This window comes from Nostoc sp., assembly GCF_036917555.1.
In the GTDB taxonomy this organism is placed as follows: Bacteria; Cyanobacteriota; Cyanobacteriia; order Cyanobacteriales; family Nostocaceae; genus Nostoc.
Genome location: NZ_JBALDD010000015.1, coordinates 102,730 through 116,407 on the forward strand (window position 1 = coordinate 102,730; position 13,678 = coordinate 116,407).

Consider the following 13,678-nt stretch of genomic DNA (forward strand, 5'->3'; position numbering starts at 1 on the left):
ATTAGTGTCAATCTAAGGCTGAAACCCCGAACCAGTATTTTTTCCTTTTTCCCTAATAGTAGTCTGTCAAGTTTAAATTGATGGATTCATCGGTGACAAAACAGTGCGATATTTACGACGGGCTACGTCTACGCCAAAATATCAAGTAGGATGTGTTTATCAGTCCAAATCTATTCACTGTCTGGATTTAGGCTTGCATTTAACGTACCAAAATCAAAATTTAAAAAAAAATAAGGTGCGTCATCTATCTTCATAACGCACCATCTATTAGCAATTGCAGATTAATAAATTCACATTCCTTATTCTTCTGGCTCTAAATCGACTTCTTCCTCTTCATCTTCTTCACTGGCTTTAGCTACGGAGTTAGCAGAAACAACAGCGCCTTTATCTAGCTTTTCACGCACCAGTTTCTTAATTTCTTCAGCAAATTCAGGCTTTTCTTCTAGATACTTAATGGCGTTGTCTCGTCCTTGGGAGATATTATCACCGTTGTAACTATACCAAGCTCCTTTGCGGATAATTATACCAGTTTCTTCTGCTAAGTCAACAACACAACCCAAGGTAGAAATACCTTTGCCAAAAATAATATCAAATTCCGCTATTCTAAAAGGCGGCGCTACTTTATTTTTGGCGACTTTGACCTTAACGCGATTACCATATTCGTCTGTACCTTTTTTCAAGGTTTGAATTCGGCGAATATCCAAGCGCACCGAAGCATAAAATTTCAATGCGTTACCACCAGTGGTAGTTTCTGGGCTACCGTAAGTAACACCGATTTTTTGCCGCAACTGGTTGATGAAAACTACGGTACAACCAGATTTACCAATATTCCCAGTAATTTTACGTAGGGCTTGGCTCATTAATCGCGCTTGCAAACCTACGTGAGCATCACCCATATCGCCTTCAATTTCAGCACGGGGAACCAGTGCTGCTACTGAGTCAATGACTACAATATCAACCGCAGCAGAGCGCACAAGCTGATCGACAATTTCCAAAGCTGATTCGCCAGTGTCAGGTTGGGAAATCAGCAAATTGTCAATATCTACACCCAATGCCGCAGCATAGGTAGGGTCTAGGGCGTGTTCAGCATCAACGAAGGCAGCAATACCGCCATTTCTTTGCACTTCAGCGAGCGCGTGTAGCGCTACTGTAGTCTTACCGGAACTTTCCGGCCCATAAATTTCTATTACCCGACCCTTGGGTAAACCACCACCCAATGCTAAATCTAGGGTAAGCGCCCCACTGGAAATCGTTTCCACCCGCATCCGGGTAGCATCGCCCAGGCGCATGATTGCTCCTTTACCAAAGCTGCGCTCAATCTGGTTAAGCACCATAGTCAGCGCTTTTTGCTTGCCTGAAGTATCGGTGTTGATAGCCATTCCTGCCTCTAATGCCTCTAAATATATGGTTTTAAGGAGTGTTGCTCTGGGAGTTGGAGTAGAACAGATATACTATTTTAACCAGAAAATTCTGGAATAGGACTTCTCAAATCAAAAAAAGGGTGTAACAAGATCGTAACTCGATCGCTACCGGATTAGGGTAGTCTTGCACAATGATACCAATTTGCATTCAGAGATAGCTTTTTTTGGCTGAGTAAGCAAGGGGTTTTCAACAAAAAATTATCTAAACAACACACGAAACGGTAATCAGCATATCATCGATAGGACAGGGACATCATCGGGTAAAGGGGAGATGTAGACGGCTTCTAGAGTGGTGGGAACAAAGTCAAGTGAGAGTCAGTGATGAAGATTGTTCAAGAAGTTTCTTTAATCAGTGTTGGAAGTTTTGAAGAATCAAGCGATTGGTGTATCATACGCACTGAAATTCGTGATGCTATCTCTTTAATTGTCTATCCTCCCGGTACATCAAGCTTTACAATTAATCCAACAAAGCATGGTAATGGTGTCAAGCCAATTAAAGAAGCTTGCATGATTGCGTTGAAAGATCAGTTTGGATGGAGACTTGAAACTCGAATTAACTATGCAACTAAATCACCAGGAAAGGTTGATGCAACAAAGGTCATTGACAATTATCTTTTCGCTTTTGAGTGGGAAACTGGTAATATTTCCTCAAGCCATTGAGCAGTCAATAAAATGGTTCTCGGATTACTACGTGGTATTTTTTTAGGTGCTGCGTTGGTACTCCCTAGCAGGAAACTTTATCCTTACCTAACGGATCGAATTGGTAACTACGAAGAGTTAGAGCCATACTTTGATGTTTGGCGGGCAGTTCAAATCCAAGAGGGTTTTCTTGCAATCTTTGTAATTGAACACGATCGCGTAGATAGCAATGTCCCAACACTTACTAAAGGTACTGATGGTCGTGCCTTGGTCTGAAGTTTCTTGCATACATAGCTATGTAGAATAAGGAATTGGAAGTTGTAACGCAGTTGTGCTTTGTTTTAATTTCTTGCTTCCCCTTGCCGATTCCCATTGTTCTATAATGCCATTAGCCAGATCAGTCAATCGTTCTAGTGCTGGATGTGTATCCCCAATTTCTGAGCCAATCCAGTAACGTTGTAGCTTTTCTGCTGCGTAAAATGTCGTGCCAGAGCCTCCAAATGGATCAACCACAATTTGCCCTGGATTAGATGCCATTGCAATAATTCGCTCTAGCATAATCGGAGCAAGTTCGTTGGGAACTCGTTTTTTGTGCCGACGATGCCGAACTGGTGGAATATCAGTCCATATTTCCTCTGTCAATGTCCATAAAATATCAGTAGAGTCGGCTTCAGAAGCATCTTCCCAAACGTCTTCTGGCGCATCCCAAACATCCATTAAGTTGATACCTTTCTCATTAAGTTTTTTGCGATGCCCACCATAGTCACGAATTTCTCCACCGCAATGCCGACAAACTTGAATGGGTGTGTAGACTTTATTGAAGACTGCTGGTTCTCCTTTGGTGTAGTAAATTAGTCCGTAGTGAGCAGGAGACATCTTCTTACCTCTGGGAAAAGCTTTTGGCATTCTGCAAGCAATCCAATGCCGGAACCACATTTCTTGTTTATTAAGGTATGCACCATACTCTATGCACCATTTGGGCAAGTTGAATACAAATAGACTTCCACCGGGTTTAAGCACTCGAATGCTCTCACTAAGCCACTGTTGCGACCATATTAAGTATTTATCAGCCTCCATCTGATCGCTTACACCTTCACCATATTCTTTACTAAGGTTAAAAGGTGGGTCAGCAAATACCAGATCCACAGACTCATTAGGCAATGCTGAAAGGAGTTTAACACAATCTCCCTGATAGAGAATTCCATACTCACTCTTATAAATCTGTTGCAATCCTTGTTGAGTTGCAACTTCAGTAGCAATCAGTTGAAAAGGGAGCATATTTAATCTTTAGTATTTTATTATAGCTTGAGTTTACGACTTCTATTGTCAATTGTCAATAGAATTATTCTGAGATGTTGTACTACGAGGTTGATAAGGTTTTCCAGTAGGCTGATTCTTATATCTCTCTACTTCAGCAACTTCCATATAGTAATAACGCCCAAGTTTGCAAGCTATAATCTGACCATTCTTAATTAAGTCATGTACTCGCTGACGGGTTATACCAAGTAATTTGGCAGTTTGAGCTACAGAGACTAATTCAGAACTGTTGTTAGAAGCAGAGTCTGTCATACGTATTTTCTCGATTAAGATTTACTAGAAGTGATTTTAGTCGGTAAGCGCAATGATGATGTCTACAAAACATTAAAGTAAAGCATTTACTAGCATAAACTTCCGTTTTCATCAAAATGCTAAAATCGCTCTAGCACAAATGCTTTCAGGCATCTTTGATGACTTTCGACCTTTCCGACTCTCTGATTCTCGATACAGCGCTTTCAGTATCTGGATTAACTGACTATATCCGCTTGCTGTTAGAGCAAGATAAACAATTACGGCAAGTTTGGGTAACTGGTGAAGTCTCTAGTGCTAACCACCATCGCAGTGGGTTATTTTTCACGCTGCAAGATCCCGATCGCACTGCCGGAATTAAGTGTGTAGTATGGAATAGCCAATTGCCAAAACTCGCTCAGATACCCGTTCCTGGTGAGCAGATAATTATTTTGGGCAGTATTCGCGTCTATCCACAACGGGGAGAGTATCAGCTATCAGTTTGGCAGACTCTACCTGCTGGTGTTGGTTTACAGGCGCTGCGCTATCAACAATTAAAAAATCGCTTGCTGGCTGAAGGTTTGTTCGACGCGCAAAGAAAGCGATCGCTCCCCACTCATCCCCAAACGATCGCTGTCATCACTTCCCCAACGGCTGCTGCTTGGGGTGATATTCAAAAAACCCTCAAACAAAGGTATCCAGGTTTACACGTTTTATTTTCTCCGGCTACAGTACAAGGTGAGCAAGCGCCAGAATCTATCGTTAAGGCAATTGAGCGGGTGGAAAGAGATGGACGCGCCGAAGTGCTAATTTTATCGCGGGGTGGTGGTGCCGTGGAAGAGTTGGCTTGTTTTAATGATGAACGAGTGGTGCGATCGCTTGCTAGTTGTTCTATTCCTGTAATTACTGGTATCGGCCATCAACGAGATGAGTCTTTAGCAGATTTAGTTGCAGATATCTGTGTGCATACACCCACTGCGGCAGCAGAAATGGTTGTACCAGCACTTTCAGAGTTGTATAGTGAGCATCGCCAGCGAGTTGTCGCTTTACATGAGGCGGTGCATGACTTTAGAGAAAATGCTGAGAGTAAACTGCAAGTATTACGGAACCGTTTGCGACGTTTGCGGTTAGATCGGCAAGTGCAGCAGGAAGTGGAAAAGCTAGCTTGGAAGCGTCAGCATTTGGTACAAATTACGACGGGGCAATCGCAGCAAGCAACGCAGCATTTAGAATTATTGCGGCAGAAGTTGGCTAGTCTTGACCCGAAAGCGGTGTTACAGCGTGGTTATGCGGTGGTGAGAAGGGAAGATGGAGCGATCGCTCGTTCGGCAACGGAGTTGGTTGTGGGGCAAGAGTTAATGATTCAATTGGGGCAAGGTGGGGTTAAAGTGAAGGTTATGGAAATAAACGAACCGCAGAGGCGCAGAGGACGCAGAGAGGTTAATGGTTAAACGTAAGAGTGCTTCTAGTTCTGAGGAAGGTTGGAATTATGAGGCGAAGGTTGCTGAAATAGAGGGAATTATTACTCGCATTGAGGCAGGTGAGTTGGAATTAGAAGCTGTGTTTGACCAATTTGCAACTGCTGTGGAGTATTTGCGTCAGTGCGAAGGTTTTTTGCAACAGCGACAACAGCAGGTAGATTTGTTGATTGAAACATTAAGCCAAGAGTAGAAGCTGGAAAATCTAGTTTGAGTCTAGGCTAGTGTGAACACAGGAGTTTGCTTTTAAGTAAGGTACAAAATGCCGGACTCAAAATCTCAGATTTAAAGAGTTTCTGCCTTTTTTAAGCCGGAGTTCTGATGAGGAGTTGGATAAATAGAGAATGACTGATGAGATCATTGATTTGACAAACTGCGATCGCGAACCGATCCACATTCCAAGTTTGATCCAGCCTCACGGGATTTTACTGGTTTTGCAAGATCCCACCCTGGAAATCCTTCAGGTGAGCAGCAACACTCAGGAAGTCGTTGGCCGTCAACCTGATGAATTGCTGGGCAAGCCGCTGTCAGATTTACTCGATGCCAAGCATATTCAGCTGATTCAACAATGTCTCGCAGAGGATTTTGAGAGCGTCAATCCCCTCAATTTATCTATCAAATCTCTGAATAAATTAATTTATTTTGATGGCATTGTACATCATTTAGATACTATTATTATTCTGGAATTAGAGCCGAAAAAAGCGAAGGACAAAACAGGCTTTTTTGACTTCTATCAACAGGTAAGAGGAACCATTACCTGTATTCAGAAAGCAGCAACGCTGCTAAAAATGTGCCAGATTGTGGTAACAGAAGTTCGGAGAATCACTGGCTTTGATCGCGTCATGGTCTATCGATTCGATCAAGAAGGAGCAGGCAGCGTCATTGCTGAAGACACCAATCAAAAAACGCCCTATTTGGATTTACACTATCCGGCCTCTGACATTCCCAAGCAAGCCAGACAGCTATACACCCTCAACTGGCTGCGGCTGATTCCAGATGCCAGCTACCAGCCTGTTACCTTAATTCCAGCAAACAATCCTTTAACAAATCAACCGCTCGATCTCAGTCTCTCGGTGTTGCGGAGTGTTTCTCCATTACATCTAGAGTACCTGCAAAATATGGGTGTGACCGCCTCCATGTCTATTTCTCTGATGCACGAGCAAAAGCTTTGGGGATTGATTGCCTGTCACCATTCGTCACCCAAATATATTTCTTACAATATCCGTACCATCTGCGAGTTCATTGGACAGGTGATGTCTGTGGAACTGGCAAATAAAGAAGCGAGTGAAGATATTGATTACAAAAGTCAATTAAAGTCATTACAAACTCAATTTGTGGAAGGGTTGTCTCAGGCTGAGTATTTCCTGGATGGCATGGTACAACTGAAATCTCAATTACTGAATCTGGTCAGCGCCACAGGAGCGGTAATATGTAGTGGCGACCAGTATATTCAAGTGGGTAAAACGCCATCGGAGTCAGAGGTTCAAGCCTTACTTGATTGGATTAAACCTCAACTGCATCATAACTTGTTTGAGACGCGATCGCTCACGAAAAATTATCCTGCTGCCGAGTCATTTAAAGCGATCGCCAGTGGTGTTTTAGTCCTAGAAATTTCTAGAGTTCATCACAATTATATTATTTGGTTTCGTCCAGAGGTAATTCAAACAGTGAATTGGGGCGGCAACCCCAACAAGCCTGTGGAAGTTTTGTCAAATGGCAGTTTAAGAATGTCTCCTCGCAAATCCTTTGAATTATGGCAAGAAACGATGCAAGGGTGTGCCTTACCTTGGAAACCTTGCGAAGTTGAAGCGGTTGCTGAACTGCGAAGCCTGGTTGTGGGTATTGTGTTGCGGCAGGCAGACAAACTGGCATTGATGAATTTTGAATTACAACGGAGTAACGAAGAACTCGATTCCTTCGCCTACGTTGCCTCCCATGACCTGAAGGAACCGCTGCGGGGCATTCACAACTATGCTAACTTCTTAATGGAGGACTATGCAGAGGTACTGAATAACGATGGGGTTGCAAAACTCCAAACCTTAGTGCGGTTGACGCAGCGAATGGAAGACTTGATCAATTCGCTCCTCTATTTCTCCCGGTTGGGACGCGCCGAACTGATCCGACAACCAGTGAATCTGAATCAGTTAGTGCAGCAGGTAATCACCACCTTGACCATTACCCGACCACAAAGCGAAGTCGAGTTTCGCATTCTTCAACCCTTTAAGAGCGTTCAATGCGATCGCGCTCAGATCATTGAACTCTTCACCAACCTGATTAGCAACGCTATTAAGTACAATGATAAACCCCAAAAGTGGGTCGAAATTGGTTTCATCGAAGGAAATGGGGAAACAAAAGTTGCTTCTACTTCTGTAACTTTCTACGTTCGTGATAACGGCATTGGCATCCCCGAAAAACATCTTGACAAAATCTTTCAGATATTCCGCCGCTTACATGGACGGGATGACTTTGGCGGTGGGACTGGGGTAGGGTTAACCATTGCTCGCAAAATCGTGGAACGGCATGGTGGTAGAATCTGGGTGGAATCTACCCCAACTCTTGGCAGTACGTTTTATTTCACCCTGTCAGCGGAGGCTAACACATGACTAGCTTCTCAGCTTCTCCTGTCAAGCAAACGCCATTGCTTTTAATTGTGGAAGACAGCAACGAAGATTTTGAGGTACTGCAACGATTTCTAAAACGCTCTAGCATTGTGGTTCCCATTCAACGGTGTATAGATGGAGAACAAGCGTTGGCGTTTCTTTATCGGACTGGCAACTATATTGATCGCAAAAGTGCGCCCCGCCCCGGCTTGATTATGCTTGACTTGAACCTGCCCGGAACCGATGGACGAGAAGTATTGCGCCGGATTAAACAGGATGACAACTTAAACATGATTCCAGTCGTAGTGTTTACTACCTCTAATAATCCCAAAGATATTGAAGTATGCTATCGATATGGAGTCAACAGCTACATCGTTAAACCAATCAATTTCGCTCAACTGAAACGAGATATTCAGATGCTGGTAGAGTATTGGTTTGAAGTGACGACACTGCCCGATTCCCCGAAGGATTAGTTATGAGTCAGAGATCGCGCATTGTCTTAATTGTCGATGATTCGCCAGAAGATCGAGAACTCTATCGGCGGTGTTTGCTGCGCGATCGTGAGTATTCCTATACATTTTTGGAAGCAACCTTGGGGCGGCAAGGACTAGAACTTTGGCAGCAGTATCAGCCCGATGTTGTGTTGGTTGATTATCGACTGCCCGATCTGGACGGACTGGAATTTATCGCTCAATTGCAACCCCTGAACCAACAGCCGTGCTTACCTGTGATTGTCATCACGGGGCAGGGCAATGAAGCGATCGCAATTAAGGCGATGAAAGCGGGCGCACAAGATTATCTTGTCAAAGAGCAAATTACCCCAGAAGGGCTGCAAATATCAGTCAATGGGGCAATTGAAACAATGCAGTTACGCACCCAACTGCAACAGCGTATTGAACGAGAGCGCGTAGTCTCACATATTACCCAGAAAATTCACCAATCGCTAAATCTAGATGAAATTCTTCAGACAACTGTAACCGAAGTGCGAGAATTTCTGCACACCGATCGCATTTTGGTTTTTCAGTTAAAACCTGATGGGAATGGGACAGTAGTAGCAGAATCGGTTGGGGCAGAATGGCGATCGCTGCTCTTTTCGACGATCCATGATCCCTGCCTCGCAAAGAACTACCTTGCATGGAATCGGCCGCAAACTCTCAGCTATGATCCCGCTTTTGTCAAGAATTATATCGAACGTTATCGTCAGGGTTGTGTAACCGCGATATCTGATATTCAGAATAGCAATATTGACCCATGCCACGTTGAATTGTTGGCTCAGTTTCAAGTGAAAGCTAATCTGGTCGTGCCAATTCTGCAAGACAACCAATTTTGGGGATTGCTAATTGTTCATCATTGTGCATCCCCTCGCGTGTGGCAACCCTTAGAGATTGACTTGCTCAAAGACCTGGCAATTCAGCTAAGTATCGCGTTGCGACAGGCAGAACTGTATCAGCAGGCACAGCATGAACTAAGGGAACGCCAACAAGTAGAAGCAAAATTGCACCAGAACGAAGAACGGTTGCAATTGGCACTCTCAGCTTCTGGTATGGGAACCTGGAACTGGAACATCCAAACGGGAAAAATTTCCTGGTCAGATAACCTGGAAGCCTTATTTGGAATGCAACCAGGAGAATTTGACGGTTCATTCGAGATGTTTGCCGCGCGGTTGCACCTTGACGATCGCGATCGTGTACTAGCAGCCGTAGATCGTGCTGTTGCCACCAAAGAAGACTATAACATTGAATTTCGGGTAGTATATCCCAACGGTACAATTCGGTGGGCACTGAGCCAGGGCAAGGTGTTCTACGACCAACACGGACAACCAATTCAGATGGCGGGTATCGATCTAGATATTACCGAAGGCAAACAGTCAGCTGAAACTCTGCGCGATAGTGAAGAACGTTTCCGGCAGCTTGCAGAAAACATTGATGCGGTATTCTGGATCAGAGAAGTGCCTGAAAACCGAGTCAGCTATGTCAGTCCCGCCTACCAACGCCTGTGGGGATTGAACCCACAGGAATTGTATCAAGGACAACAAGCATGGATTACTCGTATCCACCCAGAGGATCGAGAATCGACTGAGAGAGCGTTTCAGGAAAAAGCTGTCGCAGGTAAATTTGATCAGGAATATCGGATTATTTTACCCGATGGTAGTATTCGCTGGGTAAGAGATCGCTGCTTTCCACTTCGAGATGAAACAGGAGAGATTTATTGGTTTGCAGGTATTGCCGAAGACATCAGCGATGTCTACGACGAGCTTCGCTTACGCAAGCAGGCAGAGCGAGCCATGCGAGACAGTGAAGAACGCCTGCAAATGGCGCTGGAAGGTTCTGGTAGCGGTCTATGGGATTGGAACATTGTTACCAATGAAGATTATTTAAGTTCACGATGGCTGGAAATGCTGGGATATGAGCAAGGAGAATTACCTGGGAACTTTAGCAGTTGGGAGCGACTGATTCATCCTGACGATAAAGTTTGGGTAATGGAACGGTTGAATGCTCATCTTCAGGACGACTCGGTATCTTACAAATTTGAATACCGGATGTTAACCAAGTCTGGGGAGTGGAAATGGATTGCTAACTATGGAAAAGTAGTTTTGCGCGATCAACAAGGCAATCCACTCCGCATGGCAGGCATCCATCATGATATCAGCGATGTCTACGACGAGCTTCGCTTGCGCAAACAGGTAGAACTTGCTCTGCGAGAGAGCGAAGAACGCTTCCGCACGTCGGTTGAAAATATGCTGGATTGTTTTGGGGTATACCGTGCTGTGCGGAATGAGCAGGGAGAGATTGTCGATTTTTTGACTGAATATGTCAATAATGCGGCTTGTTTCAACAATCAAATGACTTATGAGCAGCAGATTGGACGGAGGTTGTGTGAATTACTACCAGGGCATCGTAACAGTGGATTGTTTGATGAGTACTGCCAGGTAGTAGAAACAGGACAGCCGCTCATTAAAGACAGCCTAGTTTATGAGGATGATTACGGAGAACAACGCCTAGTTAGAGCGTTTGATATCCGCGTGGCTAAATTTGGAGACGGATTTGTTGCCACCTGGCGAGATATCACCGTTCGCCAACAAACTGAAGAAGCCCTGCGCCAGAGTGAAGAATTTAAAAACTGTATTTTAGACAGCAGTTCTGACTGCATCAAGGTATTAAGTCTTGATGGGCGGCTCCTGTACATGAATACAGGCGGGCTGTATTTGATGGAAATTGACGACTTAAATCCCTATCTCAATACTGAATGGCTTAGTTTCTGGGAAGGCAGCCATCGGCAACAGGCAGAGCAGGCACTCGCTGCCGCTAAAGTAGGTGAAGTCAGGATTTTTCGCGGATACTGCCCAACCGCAAAAGGCACTCCGAAATGGTGGGAAGTGGTTGTTAGCCCGATGCTGGATGCCTTTGGGCAGCTGGAAAAAGTCTTGTTGATTTCGCGAGACATCACCGAACGCAAAAAGATAGAACTCCTTTTGCAGGAGAGCGAAGCCCGGTTGAAATTGGCGTACAAAGCTACGCGATCGGGATTATGGGACTGGGACATTACCCGCAACAGTATTCATGTATCTGAAGAGTACTACAATCTGTTTGGGCTTGACCCAACAATAGAGGAAGTCAGCTATGAACAGTGGTTAAGCCTCCTGCACCCAGACGATCGCACCTCAGCCAATGAAACAGTGAGTCATACCATCCAGCAACAGCAAGAGTATTATGAAGCTGATTACCGTGTCCTACATCCTAATGGCATTCGCTGGTTAGCGTCTAGAGGTCAGGTTTTCTATGATGGAGCGGGTAATGCGGTACGGATGGTGGGCAATGTCCAGGATATCACCGATCGCAAACAAGCTGAAATCGAACGCGATCGCTTGTTAAAATTGGAGCAAGCAGCCAGAGCCGAAGCCGAACGCGCTAATCGCATCAAAGATGAGTTTCTGGCCATTCTCTCCCATGAATTGCGATCGCCTCTCAACCCGATTCTCGGCTGGACAAAACTGCTGCAAACCCGCAAATTTAGTGAAACTAAAACAGCTGAAGCTTTAGCCACCATTGAACGCAACGCCAAACTGCAAACTCAACTGATTGATGACTTACTCGATGTAGCCAAGATTCTGCGCGGCAAACTTAGCATAGATGCGGCTCCTGTGAATTTGGCATTTGTGATTGAATCTGCGATCGACACAGTAAATACAGCAGCCCTTTCCAAATCAATTGTGTTGCATTCAGTACTGCCGAATATTGGGCAAGTCTCTGGAGATTCCAACCGCCTTCAACAGATCGTTTGGAATTTACTTTCTAATGCTATCAAGTTTACCCCCAAGGGAGGACGAGTAGAAACCCGACTAGAGCGAGTTAACGATCAGGCACAGATTATCGTCAGTGACACTGGCAAAGGCATTAACTCTGACTTTCTCCCGTATATTTTTGAATCATTCCGTCAAGAAGATGTCTCAATTACTCGCAAGTATGGGGGATTAGGATTGGGGTTGGCGATCGTCCGGCAGTTGGTTGAGGCTCACGGCGGCACCATCACGGCTGATAGTCCTGGTGAAGGCTTGGGAGCCACCTTTACAGTCCAGTTGCCACTACTGAATGTTGAACTGGAAATCAAGCAGCCAGATGAATTGCCACAACAAGCATTCGAACTCACGGGGATTAGAGTCCTCACAGTTGATGATGACCCCGATGCTCGTGAACTATTAACAGTATTGCTTGCTGAATACGGAGCGCAAGTCTTAACTGTTACCTCTGCGACGGAAGTATTGGCAAACCTAGAATCCTTTCAACCCGATGTCTTAGTCAGTGATATTGGGATGCCTGAAGTCGATGGTTATTCTCTGATTCAACAAATCCGCAGTTTAACGCCCGAAAAAGGAGGAGAGATTCCCGCGATCGCTTTGACTGCTTATGCCAGAGTTGATGATTACCAACGAGCGATAAGCAGTGGCTATCAACGGCACGTTACTAAACCCCTCGATCCAGAAGAGTTAGTTCAAGCTGTGGTGGCACTGGCGCAGACTAAACTAAATTATACTATTCCTTAAAATGATTTGGTTTAACCCTTTTTAAATATTTATCTGCTGAATAAACATCTGATGTTCTGCTGAACTTAGTCCTTTCTGCAACACTGCTAAAACTTGTTGCATATTTACCGCAACTAATGCTTATACATCAAGCCACAATCCTGGAAACACTTGACTTTGAATTATGCCTGACGCATTTGGTATTAGTGCTACGTATTCACCATTTTGCAAGCTGAACCAACTAACAGTGCGATCAAAAACCTGCCAAACAATATATTCCTGAATGCCATTGCGACGATAGGCACGTTTTTTATCATACAAATCTTTGCTCGTACTGCTAGTGGCAACTTCTGCTACTAATTCTGGCGCACCTTCCACGTATCCAGCAGTACCCAGATGAGACGACCCGCCACACGCTGCATCAATTAACAAAATGGCATCAGGTTGGGGTTCATTATCTAAATCTAGCCGCACAGTTGGATTATCGCCCAGTCTGACACCAGGCGTGGCTACTTTATAATTTCCCAGCCAAATCATTAAATTACCATGCGGTTCGGCGTGTGATTCAAAGCGCAAAGGTGATGCCACGTAAACGACTCCTTCAATCAATTCAGCTTTCTTGAAGTTGGACATGGCATTATAGCGACGCTCAAACTCTGGACGAGTCAGGCGATCGCCACTCTCAGGAGACGGAATGTCGGAGGTAGAATCAGTTGGAGTCGAATGTTGTGGAGAGGTGTTGACCACGAGCGCAGGCTGTAGAGGTGGTTAAATTGATTGTATCGTAGTGCATTAAGCCAAAGAGACGTAGTACTAAGTCTCTACATTGTTTTTCGGTGCTAAGTCTTTTTCGACATTGCTCAAATTTAAACATTAGTTGTCAAAAATTGAGCGTTTGCAGCTAATGTTCTTCCATATATAAGAAACGCTTAAGTATTTGCAGTAAATGTATAATTAGTTGTTGCAAACGCTTAA

Annotated in this window: 8 protein-coding genes and 2 pseudogenes; 6 read left to right on the plus strand and 4 right to left on the minus strand. The window is 44.5% G+C overall.

Annotation, left to right across the window (positions count from 1 at the left end):
* Positions 1 to 299: 299 nt before the first annotated feature.
* Entirely contained in the window at positions 300 to 1,379 is a 1,080-nt protein-coding gene (gene recA / locus V7K60_RS05620; protein WP_334923646.1) for a recombinase RecA, read from the minus strand.
* A 363-nt stretch (positions 1,380 to 1,742) separates the two neighbouring features.
* On the opposite strand from recA, the pseudogene V7K60_RS05625 reads away from it, so the two are divergent.
* Positions 1,743 to 2,336, plus strand: a pseudogene (locus tag V7K60_RS05625) (restriction endonuclease).
* An 18-nt stretch (positions 2,337 to 2,354) separates the two neighbouring features.
* On the opposite strand, the gene V7K60_RS05630 reads toward V7K60_RS05625, so the two are convergent.
* Positions 2,355 to 3,338, minus strand: coding sequence for a DNA-methyltransferase (locus tag V7K60_RS05630; protein ID WP_334923647.1), 984 nt, complete (start codon positions 3,336 to 3,338; stop codon positions 2,355 to 2,357).
* A 48-nt stretch (positions 3,339 to 3,386) separates the two neighbouring features.
* The gene (locus tag V7K60_RS05635) at positions 3,387 to 3,629 is read right to left on the minus strand and encodes a helix-turn-helix domain-containing protein (protein WP_334923648.1); all 243 of its coding nucleotides are present in this window, start codon (positions 3,627 to 3,629) and stop codon (positions 3,387 to 3,389) included.
* A 158-nt stretch (positions 3,630 to 3,787) separates the two neighbouring features.
* Here V7K60_RS05635 and xseA point away from each other — a divergent pair, with 158 nt between their 5' ends.
* The 5 genes from xseA to V7K60_RS05660 all read left to right on the plus strand — a co-directional run bounded on the left by xseA (position 3,788) and on the right by V7K60_RS05660 (position 12,724).
* A complete protein-coding gene (xseA, locus tag V7K60_RS05640; RefSeq protein WP_334923650.1) occupies positions 3,788 to 5,056 on the plus strand; it encodes an exodeoxyribonuclease VII large subunit in 1,269 nt (422 codons plus the stop codon).
* A complete protein-coding gene (xseB, locus tag V7K60_RS05645; RefSeq protein WP_094348247.1) occupies positions 5,049 to 5,276 on the plus strand; it encodes an exodeoxyribonuclease VII small subunit in 228 nt (75 codons plus the stop codon). Before xseA ends, xseB begins: the two co-directional genes overlap by 8 nt.
* A gap of 151 nt (positions 5,277 to 5,427) precedes the next feature.
* The gene (locus V7K60_RS05650) at positions 5,428 to 7,686 is read left to right on the plus strand and encodes an ATP-binding protein (protein ID WP_334923652.1); all 2,259 of its coding nucleotides are present in this window, start codon (positions 5,428 to 5,430) and stop codon (positions 7,684 to 7,686) included.
* Positions 7,683 to 8,156 (plus strand): response regulator, encoded by a 474-nt coding sequence (locus tag V7K60_RS05655; protein WP_334923654.1) that lies wholly within the window; start codon positions 7,683 to 7,685, stop codon positions 8,154 to 8,156. Before V7K60_RS05650 ends, V7K60_RS05655 begins: the two co-directional genes overlap by 4 nt.
* A gap of 2 nt (positions 8,157 to 8,158) precedes the next feature.
* Positions 8,159 to 12,724, plus strand: a complete 4,566-nt coding sequence (locus V7K60_RS05660; RefSeq protein WP_334923656.1) for a PAS domain-containing protein — start codon at positions 8,159 to 8,161, stop codon at positions 12,722 to 12,724.
* Positions 12,725 to 12,745: 21 nt separating this feature from the next.
* Here the strand turns inward: V7K60_RS05660 and V7K60_RS05665 are convergent.
* Positions 12,746 to 13,450 (minus strand): annotated as a pseudogene (locus V7K60_RS05665) (Uma2 family endonuclease).
* Positions 13,451 to 13,678 lie beyond the last annotated feature (228 nt).